We start from the raw sequence: 18,276 nt of genomic DNA on the forward strand, positions 1-18,276 counted from the left end.
TTCCTCTTTTTATGGGAAATGAGTCATAATCTCACCCTTGGGAGTGACTTCAACCAAGCCCATCAGGAGATTACGCACCATATCCGCACGGATTTGTTCTTTCATAGCTTCAAAGCCCGCATAAGCTTCTTGATAATACTCTACGATTGGATTTTTCTGACTAGCAGATTGACCACCGATAGCCATAGATAACTGTTGTAGATAGTCTACCTGCTCAACCCAGTTGTCATCAATAGCCTTGAGCATAGAGAGTCGTAAAAACTGTTCATACAAGCCATGTTGCTCAAGCAATTCTTTCTTTTCAGAAAGTTCTCTATCAATCACCTGCTTCATAAAGCTACGAACTGCAGTTTTGTCAGTCACATCTATATTATCTGGAATCTCTTTAATATGAAAACTAATATTGGTAACGATAAAGTGGAAGAGTAACTCTCGGCTTTCATAACTTGAAGAGGTCACTTGCTCTATGTAGCTAGCAATGATTTTCTCAACAACATCCTCTAAGTCACGAGAACCATCTATTAGACGATTTCTTTCTTTATAGACCATATCCCGTTGAATATTCATACTCTCAGCATATTCTAGAGTCTGACGACGCGCCGAACGGCCAGCACTATCACTTGACTGCTGGGCCCTTTCAACTAGTTTTCGATATTTGCGCCCTTTCAATACTTCCGGTTGAGTCATATCTTTAACCTGATAATCTTTATATTTTTTATGCACCCAAGATGGCCCAAATTTCTTAATAACATCATCTTCTAAGGATACAAAAAACTTACTCATACCAGGATCTCCCTGACGGCCAGAACGTCCACGAATTTGCAGGTCGATTCGTTGACTTTCCATCCGCTCTGTCCCAATAACAATCAAGCCTCCAAGTTCTGCAACTCCCTTACCAAGCTTGATATCCGTACCACGTCCTGCCATAGATGTAGCCACTGTCACAGCCCCCATCTGACCTGACTCAGAAATAATCTGAGCTTCACGCGCTGCATTATTAGCATTTAAAACATTATGAGCAATTCCCTCTCGGAGCAAGAGTGACGAATAAAGTTGAGACATCTCAACCGAGCCTACAAAAACAAGTAGGGGATTTCCCTTAGCATGGTATTCCTTGATGTACTCCAAGGACGCATACACTTTTTCAGGTAAAGTGATATATAGATTATCTGGATAGTCAATCCGTTGTCTAGGACGATTGGTTGGAATACGTACTACAGACATATTGTAGGTTTCAATAAACTCTTTTTCTGCAACCTTACCTGTTCCTGTCATACCAGATATCTTATTAAACATCTTAAAAAGGCTCTGATAGGTGATTGAAGCCATGGCCCGTGTTTCTGGAGATAATTTGACATGTTCCTTTGCTTCAATCGCTTGATGGAGTCCTCCCTGCAGTTTAGTCATCTCTAATAGACGTCCTGTTCCCTTATCAACCAGTACCATCTCATTACCACGAATGACATAGTCCTTGTCTTTAGTAAAGAGTTTATGGGCTCGAATCGCATAAACTAAATGGCGAGCAAAAACCGCATGTTCTTCCTTGTACAAATGATCTATTCCTAAAAAGCTTTCAGCAACCTTAGCTCCCTTAGTAGTGAGCCAGATCTCATCCTTTTCCTCCTTAAAGATATAATCCTCCCCCTCTACCAAGGTCGTTACAAGCGTATCAATAATACCGTAGTAATTAGATTGAACACGAGGAGATCCAGCAATAATAAGAGGTGTCTGTGCGCTATCCAATAAGATATCATCAATCTCATCAATAATAACATAATTGAAAGGTTGCAAAAACTTACCTTCTTGATTAGAAGCTAAATTATCATTCAAAAAATCAAAACCTAAATTGCTATTAGTTGTATAAATAATATCCGACGCATAAATTCTTTTTTTCTCTTCTGGTGTCATCTGCTCTTTAGGATCATCTGTAAATGGGACTCCAATTGTCAATCCTAAGAAGCGGTACACTTGTCCCATCTCCTCAGCATCCCGTTTGGCTAGATAGTCATTGGTGGTAATCAGCATGGTACCTTTACCTGTCAGGGCATTGAGATAAACAGGCATAGTGGCTGTCAAGGTTTTCCCCTCACCAGTATTCATCTCAGCGACATTTCCCTGATGTATAACAATTCCTCCCATTACTTGGACATCATAGGGAAACATGCCCAATACGCGTTTATCCGCTTCACGAACAACTGCAAAAGCTTCAACTAAAATGTCGTCTAAAGTCTCCCCCTCAGCAAGACGTTGACGGAACTCCACTGTCTTAGACGCTAATTCCTGGTCTGAGAGAGACTCCATCTTTTCTTTAAGAGCATTAATCTTTTTTAAAATCCTTTTGACTTTTCTAAGTTGAAAATCTTTAAACACGATTCATCTCCTCAATAGAAAAAGAATAGAAGTCTAAAGACTCAAATCCAGCACTTAGAAGGGAAACTTGATAGGTATAGGTATCTGCTGGATAAGTAAAATCAAAAACTTTCATTTTTTTAATCTTCTCTTCAATCACATCCCCATATCTATCAAAAAAAGTTACCTTAGTATAAACTCCTTTTTCAGGTTGACAGTCCATTTCAATGGTTAATCGATAATGATGATTTCTTTTTAACAAGGGGAGACTAGGCTGAGTACGAGCTGCTTGATAATTTACATTTGAGGTCCAACTTTTAATCACTTCTCCAGATGTCATTAAAGGATTGTAGAAACGAATATGCCAATCTGAATGATACTGTACTCTAGTTCCATACATAAAACTTCCATTGACCTCTCCCCAAGCAATATTTTCTCTGTGCTTGATAATCATAGCTCACCTCTTCCAAAATCAGTCTGTAGAACCATACGATAAAAATGTAATAGCCAGGCAACATTTGTGTCCGTATCATCATTGTGTCGTCCCGCCGTCCCTTTAGAAAGAATTTTTGCGCCTGTATTACATAAATAAGCAACTAATTGTTCATAGGCCTGAGGATCCATGTCCTCATCCTTCATATAGGACAAGCCAAAGGTCGTATTTGAAAAATCAGCCTTTTTAAAAGCATTCCAAAAAGTTTGATCCAAATCTTCCATATGTTGGGAACTAACTCCGCCCGTCTGATGTCTCAGAACATCAAATCCTGTATTAAATACTCCTGGTGCCTCTAAGCGCCCTCTTCTTGCAATAGTCCCAATATTAGCTAATGGCTTCCCGACAATAACTGCACGTGGCTCAAAAGCGGCTCCATAGTAGAGCGATGGAAAAGTTCCCATTGATAAACCTGATAAAATTAAATCTTTAGAAGTCAAACCAAGATAGTCTAAATAGTATTGAATTGTTTCCTTAATCTTATTTTCTAATTCTTCACTACCAAGATAAAAAGCTCCCCCCTCCAAACGAGGATCTGAAAAAAGAAGAAAAGGACATCCTAAATTTTTCATCATGAAATATCCTTCAAAGCCCTCTGCAGGACGATATCCCGCAAAGTATACTGCCAAAGGAGGTTTAAAGTCTCCAGGATGAAAGAAATAATTAATCTCATCACGTATACTATCGTGTAAAATATTACCACCAAGAACAAACTTTCCAAACTGTTTTCTACTCCAACGCTGGTGAAGATTCCCTAGTTTAAGTTTCCCTTTGCCTCGTGCCTCAATAGATACCGTTATATAAAAACTTGTTTCCTTATTATCTATAACAATCGCTTGTTGAAGGTCATCCTCACTATAAATTTCCTCCTCAAAAAATTCGTCAACAGCCCCAGACCATATTTTGCGAATCACTAATCTAAACTCACAATCCCCTTGTTTTTCGTACTCTAACCACAATTCAATAGGGAGATTTTCTCCAATCATGGTATTGTAGGTCCAATGGGCAACCTGAGAAAAAGTGTCACTAAAATTTCCCTCTAAAGTCACATGTTCAAATCCTTGATAGGAAATAGAACCTTCAAAAGAGGGATGTATTTGTATTGTTAATGGAAATAATTTATCTCCGTATCCCCCGCCAAAGAGAGAAGTTGATAAATCATTTAGTAATTGCTGGGGTTCAGAGAAATCCATAGCTTGAGCACATCTCTTTTTTAAGAAATCAAGAATACTCAATTCTGTCGTTTTAAAACCTTGATCATAAAAAAGAGTATAAGGTGCAATCTGATAACTAAAAGGTAGTAAATCAGCTAGATACTGACCATCCTCTATCAAGATTGCATGAAAATTTGTGATGCTATCCATTTCCATCATTTTACGAAGGGCAAGCGATGAGTTGGGACAGAAATAGTACCAATCCATATTTTCAGGAATATCATAATGATGAGCCCAATTATCAATTCCTATCTGTAGGATTTTATAATCCTTTGACATCTGTAACCTCCTCAATCCAGTGATGCAACTTATCTAAGAATCTTTGTCCAGTGTGTTCTTTGATTTTATCAATAGAGTATACTAATGCTTGATTCCACTCTTTCAGTTTATCTGTATAGTAATGTGCCGCCTTGGAAAATTCTGTCACATCTGAAATCAAATAACCGTTTTTTAAATGTTCCACATAGACGGTCTCAACTAGATTAATCTGAGGAATTCCCGCACTGATACCTGCTATTTGAGTATAGAGGTGGGGTTGTTTATTGAGATCCACAATCAAACGAACAAACTCGAGTGTCTTAATCAAATCCAATTCATCATTCATATTGACAAATTGAAAACGCAGTTCTTGCTCCTGGTTTTCCTCTAGTGGATTTTCTGCACCACCATAGTCTAGGCCTTTTTCCAAGCTGTCAGTATGGATTTGTCCCTGAATGATTTCATTTACAAGGCTTTCCACTTCATCCATTTGTTCCTGACTAGCAGAGAAGGCTCCAAATATGACTTCTGTATTTTTGGTTTCAGCAATAAATGATAAAACCTGAAATAGAGCTTGTCTATCAATTCCTTCCGAAAAATCTAATTGATAGTAAATTATCGATTCTTTTCGAGTCTGACTTCGCCCCAGACGTAAACGTGTATCAAAAGGAGAGAGATGGTAAAATTTATTAGAAAGTTCAGGATATAGTTCCTGTAAAAGTTGTAAACTATCCTCTCTATCCACTAAGACTACATCTGCCTGTTCAAATGATGGAGCTAAGTTTTTAAAATTAACTTGAGAATTCCGATTAATGAAAAGACTCAAAATTTTAGCAGTATCACTTTGTAAACAGCTGAAGAGCAATTGGTCATGATGGGGATGAGAAGGAATGATAAAAATATCCTGTTTTTCCTGTTTCCTTTGCAGATATTTATCAAAATATTCTACGATCAATTGACTTATATCAGCGTAGTGAAGCTGTTTAAAACGGTAACCAAATATTGGATTTACCTCTACTCGGCCTCCCTCATTTAAATACTCCCTAAATCGCCAAATACCTTTAGGATCTAAATAGTCTTGATAGATAGGCTGGCCATTATCAAAATAAATGACACTAGACACAAAGCCACGATCGTCCATTATATAATGTGTACTTATTTGCCCATCGAGATCAAAATATTGGATTTCACTGATAAATCCTTCTACACCATGCTCCACTTTAGCATATTTTTTACCATTTTTTTGTACTACTATTGCAAAAGGACTATAAATAAATTGGCAATCACTATCCCACTCTATATCTCTAATATGAAGAACCTGAGTATGCAGTCCATAGAAATCTTGCATATCATCAAAAACAGAATAGACATCTGTCTCTAAAACCCCATGTCTATGTAAAAAATAACGCAAATGCGGTTGATAAGATAACACTAATAAGCGAGATGATATACCTTGCCTTTGAAAGAGACGGATTTGATTAAAAGTATCATCAAATTCGAAGCGAAATTGTGAATAGTACCAAGGAATTATATCCGCATGCCACTTACGTTCTGAACCATACCAAGCTGGAATAAAATAATACATGACACCCTCCTAAATCAATGGTTTATAAGTTTCGTTTAATCTCAGAGCTTTCACTTCATCTCTGACTGTAAAAATCATACCTCCAAACATCATAAACAAACCAGGAATCATTGCTACTCTAAGTAGTTTCTCATCAACCAATACAAATAGCATAGGTCCTCCTGCCATTACTACATTAAAAACAGCACCAATAAGAGAAAACCTCAGAACCAATCGATTGATGAAACGACTCGTTTCTTCACCCGGATAAACTCCATAAATATATTCTCCTGATTTCTTCATTCGATCTGAAATTTGTTCCCCACTCATATTTACAAAAGCAAAAGCTATACTAAAAATAAAAAGAATAATCATATACATATAAATCCATAGCGGTTTCCCCATTGTGTATTGAGATGAAATTTCAGTAAAAAGTAGATTTTCCGGAAAAATAGTCTGCAATAATAATAATATATACGTTGGTAAGCTCAAAAAAGTCATCACATACATAAAAGGCATTCCTCCTGCAGGATTAAGCATAATCTCAAAATAAGAATATCTCTTAAAACGATTATGCAGGCCAATCTTATGAACGGCTATACGATAACGAGCACGATAAAGCAGAGCTACCGAATAGGTAAAAACAATTCCCATAATAATCAAACCGATTAAAACAAAAAGAGGTATGGGAACAGTCCGAAACGTTTCAATCAAATCTTGAGGAATGTTTAAAACCATTCCAATCAATAAAATAATCATAGAGCCCCCAATGCCTACCGTTGCATTGATGTCTGATAACCACACCAAGAAAAAAGCACCCGCTATCAACAGACAGGTATTTAGGACGATAACCAACATTTTAGGCACATTGGACTGAATTGGGAGATTTAACGAAATAGCTAATGTCTGAATCAAAGCAATAAACAAGGTTAAGTACATCTGCCTTCTATTTTGTATTTCAATAGCTCCAGATGTCAGATTTAATTTTTTTGAAAAAGAAAGCATCTGCCATAAAATCATCGAAGACATCCAGGGAGATAATCCTACTGAAAACAAGGATAAACTTCTCAAATTTCCACCTGTCATTGCTGTAGAAAAAGCCAAGTAAGCAGCAGTTCCTCCTAAAAATTCCCTATTATTCATATCTACAAAAGGAAGGGTCAATCTACTACCTAAAACATAGATAAACATCAAAAGCAGTGTAACAAAGCCTTTTCTTACAACTATTGATGAAACATATTTTTTCATAAAACTTCCTCTCACTTTAATTAATAAATTAGAAAAGTAACTAATATATTTTAAACGCGTCCTCAATTGAATTTTAAATTCTCTATTTCTAATTATAAATAGATTTTCTCAAAAAGTCCAACAAAGCTCTCTTTTATCCCTCAAACAAAAAGAATAAATGTAAAACAAACCGCAAAATATCATTTTAGCCGTCCTGTTGTCTGATGTTTTAAATTACTTTATTTAGCAACAAGCAGTTGATACCACTTTTCAATAATAACTTCATCTAAATAATTGCTCGCAATAGCATATGAATGATTAGTAACTATATCTTGATCTAATTCATAATATTTAATGATAGCTTCTGATATATTTTCAATTAATTCATCTCTCGATTTACTTTCATTTTCTGCTATTAAATATCCATTCTTAGTATTTTCGATAAATGTGGGGCCCCCGTAGGGTGCATCTAGTCCTACGATACCTAAACCATTTGCAACTGCTTCAAGTAGAGTTATACCCAAGGTTTCCCACGAGGAAGTCGATAGATACAGTTGATATTTTTTAAATTCATCCGTTAACTTTTGATAACCACATAACTTTATATATTCTTGGGCATTATTTTCAAGAATTATCTGATTCAATTTATCATACTGCGAACCTTTCCCATATATATTCAAATGAAAATGAGGTAATTTTTCCTTTACTTTGATAGCAGCTAATATAGCTAGATCAATCTGCTCTCGTGGATCAAGTCTAGCAGCAAGCATTGCAGAAAAAGGAATTCTTTCCTTGTTTCCGACAGTTAATCCTTCAATACTTGCAGCAGGTATAACCACTATGGGGCAAGACGAAAGATTCAAGCCAAGTAAATATTTCTCCAGTTCTATTTTTTGTAATTCTGTTGAAACGATTATAAAGTCAAATTCAGTAGCATATTTGAACAAATAAAAATATTCATAGTTCATATCACCGTATCGAAATTGATGTATAGAATGTAGGACTACGCCTTTTTTTTACACCATTGCATATTTTAATAGTGCTTGAGAAAATGGAAATCCGCTTATTCTATCCATTATTACGGTATCTTTCTTAGACAAGGATAAAGATTTTATGAAATACTCCATTAAAGCATGTTCTCCACCTATCCAGTTCGAATCAAAACGATATCTGATTTTCCCTGAAATTTGAAATCCTTCATAAACCAACTTTCCTGTTGAATCATAAAAAATTCTACGATTCCAATTGAATCCATCTGTTTGCAAATACTCTCGACAAATTAAATAAGACGTATAGTAATCTCGCTGATATAGTCTATCTAAGTATAAATGTTCTACTTGATATACCATATTGTTTTCATACCAAATAATAAGTTTATGCTCTGCAGTTAATTGAAAGACAATTCTTTGAGAATTGTATTCAATACAATCACTATGTTCTAAAGACAATCTCAGAATCATCTCCTCAACTGAAATAGTTGACTCAACACTTTTTTCTCCTGCGAGAAAGAACGGAGCAATCAGCATCCTCTCTTCTGCTATCCCAAGATTTCGAAAATAAGAAAAATCATAGCGAGATGGAATCACTGAAAAGATATAACGATAATCAAGATTCATTTTTGAAAATAGTCTCGCACGATGAGCTTGAGAATTATCAACTCCATTTGCCTCATATCCGACCAATAAATCAAATATATAGATAGCCATTAATCGTCCTCCCTCTGAAAGACTTTTCTATAATAGTCTTTACTAGAAGCATGAATAAACTGCAATTGTCTTTGTATTGCCAAGTCATATTCTACTTCTGAAAAGATGATTTTTTTCAAATCCTCAATCATACAACTAATATCATCACTAATGTATAGATGCTCTGAACAAATAAAATCTTTTCTATGACATGTTTCCTCAAAACCAAATAGAAGTAATCCATTTCCCAAAGACTCTTCTACAGAATTCAGTATTTCGATACTATGGTTGATATCGAAATAAATCGTGCATGTTTCCAATAAGGCTCGATATTGGGATTCTATAATTCCTGGATATAGAAATACATTTTCTTTCTCCCATAAATCTGTCAATCTACCACCCATAGCAGTAATAGCTGCGATATGGAACTCAAGCATTGGTAACTGTTCCACTAAGGTTTCAATTTTTTCAACTTCTTGTGTATGAGTGACAATCAAGGCCCGATGACCATTCCTTGTATTTTTGAATGAATATAGAGGACTAAGATGATATACCTTCTCATTATAAGGCAAAGATTGAAACACAGAATAATGGTAAATGTATAAGCACTCCACATATGATAACCAATTCTGAATCTCATTTTCATTTAAAATTTCTTTTCCAAGATAACAGCCCAAAAGGTCTTCTTTTTCTAGAAACTGAGCAATCCTTTGATCTCCAACAACTACTCTCTCGTTAGTAATATTGATCCGAGAGAGACAATTTTTCCAGAGTTCTTGCTCATTGTAAATCCTAGTTACTTCATTCTCAAATACCGTAAATAAATGATTTTCAACATCTTCTATCATTAATAAGATATTCTCTGGACTATAGTAATGGATAAAACTAGACTTTCCCTCTTCATCTAGTATATCTTGTTTATATCTCCAGCCATTCTCCTGATAATAGTCCCTACTTAATGCTCTCCCTTTTTCATCTAGCCATTCCACCATTTTAACAGTCCTGAATTCTCTGTTTAAATAGTGAATAACCCCTCTCTTAACATCCTTATCCCATATCGTTCCCTCATTATAGTCCATATGAATTTCCCAAAATTTAGGAACAACTACTTTTAAGGCAAACAGGGGGACTTAGTATCTAAAGTAAATGAAGTTTGATTCGCAAGTATCATTGGCAAAAAACAACTACAGTCTGAATAGGTATCCAATTCTTCTTTTATTACTACACGGACAGCTACTCCCGAGGAAATAGCACCATCTATAAAATCTTGTTCATCATTATTAAATCGATTTGTTAGATAAATCATCTATTTCTCCATTTATATTTTTATCTAATTAGTTAAATTTCGACATATCTATTTCATTTACTAAAAACCATCCACTCTTTTATCAGATACAAGAAGAACTACTAACCCAATAAACAGAAAAATTCCTTATAACGTCTAAAAATTTCTGTCTCTTGTAGCCCTGCTTCCTGCATTTGTTTATATTGAAGTTGAAGTCGATCGATTAAGTTGCTTTTCTCTTCGGAAATATCCATTCCTAATAAGGCCAGAGTAGCTACTCTTTCCAAAAGTGCTTCAAATACATCTGTAAAATATTGCTCTGTAAGCAGAGCGCTTAAACTACCTTTTCTAATGCGATGTATGTAGAAATCTTTATGAATATAGCTAGCCTTACAGGACTCTATAAATAATTTATAATTCGTAAAACAATCGCCTATACTTTTGCCAACAGGAAATCGTATCGTTTCAAATAGTCGTTTATGGAACAAAATCCCCCAACTAGTTTCAAATTCTATTTCTCTTTTTTGAATCAATTCATTTTGGATAAAATGCTCTTCTTTGTCGTCAAACACATGAATATAATAGTTATTGTCGTTTTCATTAAATTCTTTATAGCTAGCAACTAGAATTTCAGAATCATTTTTTAATGCTGCATGATATAATTCTTCAAGATAATTAGGATCAACAAAATCATCTCCGTCTATAAAGGTTATAAATTCTCCATTTGAATTTACTATCCCAGAATTTCTTGCTGCTGAAAGCCCAGCATTTTTCTGTTCAATATATTGAAATCTTTTATCTCTTTCTACGAATTCTAGACAGATATCTTTTGAATCATCTCTAGAGCCATCATTGATTAATAAAACTTCAAAATGCGGATAGGTTTGACTTTCAATACTTTCTAAACATAATCTTAAATAAGGGGATACGTTATAAACAGGAATTACAACGCTAATTAGTGTGTTAGGATATGTTACAGTTCCCTCACTATTTTTTAAAAAGTCTAAATATTCATTTAATAAAACTTTATTCTCTAAAAAATCCATTCTCCATTCTAATAATTTTTTAAGTTTTTTGAAATAGTGAATGCTAGGTAATCCTATTTCTTGTATTTTCTCATACATGTGTTTAAAAATGTTTAATTCTTGCTCTGCATGTTCTTGGTTAAAGTTACTTGTTGTACTATCTCCATCGCTCCTATAAATATAAGTTGGTTCATCAACGTATGAAACACTATCTACATTCAGATATAACCTGAAATAAAAATCTAAATCTTCTCCATATTTTATCGAAGTATCAAATCGCAGATTCTTCACTAGTTCTTTTCTGAATAATTTAGCTACAGCATTATTAAAACATACATTAGTACTCATTAGTTTTGGGAAGATAGTAAGAAAATCATCTCTATTCATTTTTTCAAAATTCAACAAGTATTTTCTTGTATAGTATATGCTCTTAAATAAAATACATCTATGTTATTGAATTGTTTATAGGAAGAAACTACAATATCAGAATGCTTTTTTTGATTGAATTAATCAATAATTCTAGATGGTTTTCGTCAATCCAATCATCCGCATCTATGAATGTAATATAGTCTCCTTCTACATTATCTAATCCTAAATTCCTTGCAGAAGAAACACCACCATTTTCTTTTTTAAAATATCTAAATCTAGTATCGTCTTCTGAAAATCTCTTACAAATCGTTTCAGAATCATCTTTTGAACCATCATTGACCATAATCACTTCAAAATTCTTATAAGTTTGATTTTTTATGCTATTTAGACACTCTTCTAAGTATTTTTCTGCATTATAAATAGGGATTACAATACTTATTAGAGAATCTTTATCATTGGGTTTAAACATTTTTCCGTCTTCACTTACCAACTTCCTTGTCATTCATCAAGAACATCTCTCCTTAGCACAACGTTTTTAAATATACATAATACTTCTGAACAATCATTTACTTATCTAAAAAATATAGTATTTCTTTATACCTTCTATAAATTTCTGTATTTTCTAACCCGATATCAGTTGCTTGTTCAATAAGTTCTTTAATTCGATTATGGAAACTTTCTTTTACTTCACTAATATTAATTCCGACTATGCTTAGAATAGCAATTTTTTCTAATAATTCATCTAAAATATCTGTTAATATTTTTTCATTAATATTATGAGTAATACTTTCCTTTCTAATTCTATATGTGTACAACTCTTTATTGATATACGTAATTTTTCTAGATTCTAAAAATAACTTATAGTTGATACTTACATCATCAAACCTTTTGTTCAGAGGGAACAGAACATTGTTGAATAATTTCTTATGAAATAATATCCCACAGTTTGATTCAACGTTTTCTCTGTATTTTATTAGTTTAGATGTATTATCAATAATATCATGATCTAAATATTGTTCTTCTCTATATGGGCCAGCATGAAAGTAGTAATTATTATCAACCTCATTAAATTTATTGTAACTACCTATTACAATTTCCGAATTATATTTAACAGAATTATCGTATAATTCTTTAAGATAATTATATTCAACAAAATCCTTACCATTTATAAATGTTATATATTCTCCACTTGAGTTTAATATTCCTATATTTCTTACATTTGAAAATCCAGCATCTTTTAATTCAATATATTTGAATCTCTTATCTCTAAATACAAATTCTTCACATATCTCCTTGGAACTATCTGTAGAACCGTCATTAATAAGAATAACTTCAAAATGTGGATATGATTGATTTTCAATACTTTTTAAACACAATTCTAAACTTGATGCTACATTATCTATTGGAACAATGACACTAATTAATGCTTTTGGAAAGTTACTCTTATATGATTCAATTCTTTTTCTTGATTCTATAATACTGTTAGCATATAACTTTGCTGATTTATGCATTTTAGGAACAAAATCTCTGAGGTGATAAGTTAGGTGCAATATACTAACTTCTTCCACTAAGATTTTTTCTTCTATCGAACAAGCCGTAAAATTATTTCTATAAATTTCTAGTATTTCAAAAATGTCTAATTTTTTATTTGAAAATTTTGTATTTATAATTGATCCTTTTCTAACTCTATAACCATATATAATTTTTGGTAATTTTTTCCATCTATTTGAATTATTAATCAAAGTTCCCATTACAGCTAAATCTTCAAAAATTTTTCCTTCAGGGAAAAATTCAAAGTTAATAATTTTTTTATTTATTAATTTAGGAAAAATCGACGTTCTAATATTATCCTTTGAATGATTCATTAACTTCTCTTCTACTGTTTCTAAAACAAATGTATTATTACTAGTAGAAGAAAAGTATGGTATATCATTTTCATCAAAAAAACATATGTTAGCTTCAATAATATCTACTCCATCTTCAATATTACTAACTAAATATTCTAGGTAATCTAATGAAACTACATCATCACTATCAATAAAAGTAACATAATTACAGATATATTCTTTATCAATATATTTAAAAAAGTACTCGATACCAGTATTTCTTGCTCCACTTAAACCTTTATTTTCTTGATTTATTAAAATAAATCTACTATCCTGTAAATATTGCTCAGCAATTATTTTAGAAGTGTCTGTAGAACCATCATTTATCATAATACAAATAAAGTTTTTATATGTTTGTTTTTTTATACTATCTAAACATTGTCTTAGGTAGTTTTCAACATTGTAAATCGGTACTATTAAAACTATTTTTTCCAAAGTTCCTCCTTATATTTATCCTTTAATGTTTATTTACATAAATTATCTATTTAAATAAGATTCAATCTCTTTATACCTTCTATAAATTTCTGTATTTTCTAATCCAGCATCTAAAGCTTGTTGAGAACGAGTATTAAGGCGTATTTTCAACATTTCTTTTTCTTCTGTAATGTCTATGCCAGACAAACTTAAAACTGCTATTCTCTCCAGCAATGCCTCTAAAACATCTGTTAATAAACTTTCCGTAATAGAATTGATTAAACTTCCTTTTCTGATTCTATAAATATACAAATCTTTATGAATGTAACTTGTCTTACAAGATTCCATATATAATTTATAATTTGTGCGTGTATCCTCTATATTTTTACCTACAGGAAACCACACATTTTCAAATAACCTTCTATGGAATAGCATCCCCCAACTTGTTTCAAATTCAATCCCTCTTCTTTCAATTTGGGCTATATTTTCGATTAATTCTCTATATTTATAATGCTCTTCCCTATAATCAAATACATGGATGTAATAGTTATTATCTTCTTCATTGAATCTTTTATAACTTCCAACAACAATTTCAGAATCATTTTTTAATGCAGCATGATATAATTCTTCTAGATAATTAGGGTCAACAAAATCATCACCTTCTATAAAGGTCATAAATTCTCCATTTGAATTTAGGATTCCTGTATTTCTAGCTGCTGAAAGACCAGAGTTCTGTTGCTCTATATACTTAAATCTGTTATCTCTTTCTGCATATTCTAGACAAATATCTTTTGAATTGTCTCTAGAACCATCATTGATTAGTAATACTTCGAAATGTGGATAAGTCTGCTTCTCAATACTTTCTAAACATAATTGCAAATATGGGGATACATTATAAATTGGAACGATAATACTTATTAAATCTTCAGGATAAATAACAGATTTTTCTTTGGTTTCTAGAAAGTCTAGATATTTATTAAACAAAACTCTGTTTTCTAAGTAATCTTTACGAAACTCTAATAAATCCCTGATAGTAGTATAGTAATGTATTGTAGACAGACCTAATTCTTCTATTTTTTCATACATTTTTTTGTAGATTAATAATTCTTGTTCAGCATATTGCTGATTAAATTTACTTGAGGTACTTTCATCATGTAATCGATAGACATAGGTCACTTCATCAACATACGAAATACTATTAATGTTATTATATAACTTGAAGAAAAAGTCCAAATCTTCCCCATATACAATAGATTCATCAAATCTAACACCCGTCACTAATTCTTTTTTGAATAATTTAGATACGGCAATTTTATAACTATTACTAGCATGGATTAATTTTGGAAGAATAACTAAAAATTCTTCCCGATTCAGTTTATTATAATTTAACAAGTATTTTTCTTGATTTGAATATACTCTAAATTCAAAGCTACTTACATTATCAAACTTTTTAATGGATGAAACTGCCATATCAGAATTATTTTCTTTTATATTATTAATTAACACTTCTAAATGGTTTTCATCCACCCAATCATCGGCATCAATAAATGTAATAAAATCTCCCGTAACATGATCTAATCCAAAATTTCTAGCAGAGGAAGCACCCCCATTTACTTTCAAAAAATATCTAAATCTAGTATCAACTTCTACAAATTCCTTACAAATAGTTTCAGAGTGATCAATTGAACCATCATTAACAAGAATGACTTCAAAATTTTTATATGTCTGATTTTGTATGCTATTTAAACAGCCTCCTAAGTATTTTTCTGCATTATAAACAGGTATCACAATACTTATTAAAAAGTTTTCTTCATTTATCATTTCCATTTTATTCCTCTTTTAACTAACAATTGACCTCTCCCATCAACAGTTGAACAAGTCTCTAAATAATATGATTCTTTTTCAATTCGTCTATTTTATTTTGAAGAATGACTTTTTCCTTTTCATAACCATAATATTCAAGCTCACCAACTCTCCTGTTCAATATATATTCATACATTTTATAGGTTTTCTCTATATCAATTCCTTCAATATCTTTTGTCGCCTCAATTCTCTCTTCTAAAGCATCTATATAGTCCAAATGGCTTAAATTAAAATTTAAAGTTAACCCTTCACTATTTTTCCTATAAGCGTATATTGTATGATTACAAACCGCTATTTTTTCAGCCGCCAAATATAGTTTCCAAGTAGTAAATTGATCTTCTGCATATTTTCCTAAAGGATATCGAATACTTTCAAACAAACTTCTCTTATATAATTTTCCCCATGCAGTTGAATAACATAAGAATGGAGCATCGGATAGGTCGTCCATTTGATTAACCGCAAATTCCTTTTCTACAATTGTAATTGGTAATGCCCCAAAAACATTTCTATCAAATAGATAAAAACTTGGACTGTCAAAATAACAAAAACCACCTACGACTAAATCAGCTTCTCCTAACAGAGCAGTAGCATGTAATTTTTCAAGTGCTAGATCCATTAAAAAATCATCTGAATCTATAAATGTTATATACTCTCCTGTCGCTCGTTTAATCCCATAATTTCTTGCATCAGATAGTCCACCATTTTCTTTTTCAAAATAATAGCAACGTTTATCTTTATGAAGATATTCCCTACATATTTCTGCCGAAGAATCCGTGGATCCATCATTTATCAATAAAAGCTCAATATTTCTATAAGATTGATTTAAAATACTTTCAATACACTGTCTTAAATATTTTTCTGTATTATATACAGGTACTATGACACTTATTAAATCATTCATTCTTCCTTTTACTCCTACCATTATTTTAAAATTATTATATATTTTTTAAATGCTCTATCATTTCTTCAATCTCTGAAAGATTAAATATTTTATCTGTATAGTATTCATTTGCAGTGTTTTCAAATGATAAAATTAATTTTCCTGATTCCTTTACTTTTTCAATAACTTCTTGATTTTTTCTTCCATAATTAATATCTAAATAAACATCACATTCACGAATTAAGCGATTAATATTCCACTCTAAAAGCGCAGGATGCAATCGTACATTTTCATATCTTCGAAAACTGTTTAACTTATCTCCCATTAATGTCAAGGCCATAATATTAAACGTACATTCTGGCAGCTCTTCCACTAAGACTTCAATTTGTTCTAATTCTTGACTATCCGTCATAATCAAAACAGATTTAACTGTTTTTGGAATTTCATGGGCGATGATTTCTGACCAATCCATTAATGAATAGTTCCACCAAACATCTCTTAATCTTGAAAAAGAAAATAAATTCCAAGGTTTATCTTCAGATAAATAATGAATAATCGCTGGTAAAGGATCAATAGATTTCTCTAAAATAAAGTATTGTTTTCTTTGTTCTGCAAGACGATCATATCCAATTTGAAAATTATAGGTATCATCTAACACAATATAGCGATCTCCACATAGACGGTTTAATACTGTTTGATCCGCTTCTGGAAGAGTTTCATGCTCACTGTTAGTAATATCAATACATTGTTTTTGAATATTTTCTTCTTTCCAAAGTTTATTATTAATTAATAATACTCCAGCATTAAATCTGTCTTCCAATCCATATACAATTTTCGCTGCAGCAACTAAATGATTTCCCAATTCCAATTCAAATAATTCATCCAGAGGTTTCGTTACGATAACATCTGAATCTAGATATAACACTTTCTCCTCTTCTACAAATTGAGGAATAAAATAACATGCAAAAGTCATATAATTGATATGACCTCCATCAGGTGCCATTTTCCACTCTTTAGAGATAGCATCCCCAGTTAATTTAATATCTACTAATTGACTATTTCTACTTTTTAGTCTTCTTCGAATTCCAATAAACCACTCTTGCGGAATATCTTGATTCAAAATATAAACTTTACAATTTTCATGGTGATAACAAATAGATTTTAAAGTTGCTTCAATATATCGAATATATCCATAATCACCTGCTAATACAAAAGTTGCCTTATTCATTACAAATATTCTCCGTTCAATTTAATTAAGAATGTAAAAAAGTAAAAGTTTGAGATATGAGAAAATAAGCATCATCAAAAATTAGAACAAAGATGATCATTTTATCTTATAAACTGTTCAGCAAAAGTTGATAGATTCCAAAAGCTAATTAGAATCTATCACCAACTCTTTGAATCATCATTTTAGATAATCCTTTAACTCCAACAATATAAGTCAATTTCACTTCTAATGACAGATACGTTTCAGAGGTTGATTTAAAGCTCTTATACATTTTATCTATCAATTAGAAAATAACATTACTTAATTCTCACCAGTCATCATTTTCTGATAAGATTCATTAACAAAATAGCAACTCAATTTTATAATACATTGTCCTAACACTCTTTAAAAGACAGAAGATGTTTTAAAGAATGCCACTAATAATAAAAGGAAAATACTTTCCCCCCTAGCTAGCGAGATCTTAAAAGTCTATTAGCCACCATAATATTAATGATCGAATTGATTTCATAATTCTTACTACTAATTATAACATTTTT

The 18,276-nt window shown here is 32.0% G+C and carries 15 protein-coding genes; all 15 read right to left on the reverse strand.

Annotated features, from left to right (window positions below):
- Nucleotides 1-9: 9 nt before the first annotated feature.
- The 15 genes from secA2 to CYK16_RS01225 all read right to left on the reverse strand — a co-directional run bounded on the left by secA2 (nucleotide 10) and on the right by CYK16_RS01225 (nucleotide 17,740).
- A complete protein-coding gene (secA2, locus tag CYK16_RS01155) occupies nucleotides 10-2,370 on the reverse strand; it encodes an accessory Sec system translocase SecA2 (protein ID WP_463606928.1) in 2,361 nt (786 codons plus the stop codon).
- On the reverse strand, nucleotides 2,363-2,803 hold the full coding sequence (gene asp3, locus CYK16_RS01160) for an accessory Sec system protein Asp3 (RefSeq protein WP_101776502.1): 441 nt from the start codon (nucleotides 2,801-2,803) through the stop codon (nucleotides 2,363-2,365). Before asp3 ends, secA2 begins: the two co-directional genes overlap by 8 nt.
- Nucleotides 2,800-4,335 carry an accessory Sec system protein Asp2 gene (gene asp2 / locus CYK16_RS01165; protein WP_101776503.1) on the reverse strand — a complete coding sequence of 512 codons (1,536 nt, stop codon included), beginning with the start codon at nucleotides 4,333-4,335 and terminating at the stop codon, nucleotides 2,800-2,802. The genes asp3 and asp2 overlap by 4 nt, the downstream gene beginning before the upstream one ends.
- Nucleotides 4,319-5,899, reverse strand: coding sequence for an accessory Sec system protein Asp1 (gene asp1 / locus CYK16_RS01170; protein ID WP_101776504.1), 1,581 nt, complete (start codon nucleotides 5,897-5,899; stop codon nucleotides 4,319-4,321). Before asp1 ends, asp2 begins: the two co-directional genes overlap by 17 nt.
- A 9-nt stretch (nucleotides 5,900-5,908) precedes the next feature.
- A complete protein-coding gene (secY2, locus tag CYK16_RS01175; protein WP_101776505.1) occupies nucleotides 5,909-7,126 on the reverse strand; it encodes an accessory Sec system protein translocase subunit SecY2 in 1,218 nt (405 codons plus the stop codon).
- Between the two features lie 218 nt (nucleotides 7,127-7,344).
- Nucleotides 7,345-8,073 carry a glycosyltransferase gene (locus tag CYK16_RS01180; protein WP_101776506.1) on the reverse strand — a complete coding sequence of 243 codons (729 nt, stop codon included), beginning with the start codon at nucleotides 8,071-8,073 and terminating at the stop codon, nucleotides 7,345-7,347.
- A 48-nt stretch (nucleotides 8,074-8,121) separates the two neighbouring features.
- Nucleotides 8,122-8,811: a hypothetical protein gene (locus CYK16_RS01185; protein WP_101776507.1), complete on the reverse strand. Its 690-nt coding sequence runs from the start codon at nucleotides 8,809-8,811 to the stop codon at nucleotides 8,122-8,124.
- Nucleotides 8,811-9,869, reverse strand: a complete 1,059-nt coding sequence (locus tag CYK16_RS01190) for a glycosyltransferase family protein (RefSeq protein ID WP_101776508.1) — start codon at nucleotides 9,867-9,869, stop codon at nucleotides 8,811-8,813. Before CYK16_RS01190 ends, CYK16_RS01185 begins: the two co-directional genes overlap by 1 nt.
- A 32-nt stretch (nucleotides 9,870-9,901) precedes the next feature.
- Nucleotides 9,902-10,096 carry a hypothetical protein gene (locus CYK16_RS01195; protein ID WP_101776509.1) on the reverse strand — a complete coding sequence of 65 codons (195 nt, stop codon included), beginning with the start codon at nucleotides 10,094-10,096 and terminating at the stop codon, nucleotides 9,902-9,904.
- Nucleotides 10,097-10,197: 101 nt separating this feature from the next.
- Nucleotides 10,198-11,487: a glycosyltransferase family 2 protein gene (locus tag CYK16_RS01200; RefSeq protein WP_142374664.1), complete on the reverse strand. Its 1,290-nt coding sequence runs from the start codon at nucleotides 11,485-11,487 to the stop codon at nucleotides 10,198-10,200.
- An 88-nt stretch (nucleotides 11,488-11,575) separates the two neighbouring features.
- A complete protein-coding gene (locus tag CYK16_RS01205; protein ID WP_257960376.1) occupies nucleotides 11,576-11,971 on the reverse strand; it encodes a glycosyltransferase family 2 protein in 396 nt (131 codons plus the stop codon).
- A gap of 64 nt (nucleotides 11,972-12,035) precedes the next feature.
- Nucleotides 12,036-13,790: a glycosyltransferase family 2 protein gene (locus CYK16_RS01210; RefSeq protein WP_101776511.1), complete on the reverse strand. Its 1,755-nt coding sequence runs from the start codon at nucleotides 13,788-13,790 to the stop codon at nucleotides 12,036-12,038.
- A gap of 42 nt (nucleotides 13,791-13,832) precedes the next feature.
- Complete coding sequence (locus tag CYK16_RS01215; protein WP_101776512.1) at nucleotides 13,833-15,596, reverse strand: glycosyltransferase family 2 protein; 1,764 nt, start codon at nucleotides 15,594-15,596, stop codon at nucleotides 13,833-13,835.
- A gap of 55 nt (nucleotides 15,597-15,651) precedes the next feature.
- A complete protein-coding gene (locus CYK16_RS01220) occupies nucleotides 15,652-16,533 on the reverse strand; it encodes a glycosyltransferase family 2 protein (RefSeq protein WP_180948727.1) in 882 nt (293 codons plus the stop codon).
- Between the two features lie 34 nt (nucleotides 16,534-16,567).
- A complete protein-coding gene (locus CYK16_RS01225; RefSeq protein WP_101776514.1) occupies nucleotides 16,568-17,740 on the reverse strand; it encodes a glycosyltransferase family 8 protein in 1,173 nt (390 codons plus the stop codon).
- Between the last annotated feature and the right edge of the window lie 536 nt (nucleotides 17,741-18,276).

The organism is Streptococcus oralis subsp. dentisani (genome assembly GCF_002860905.1).
Lineage (GTDB): Bacteria > Bacillota > Bacilli > Lactobacillales > Streptococcaceae > Streptococcus > Streptococcus oralis_BA.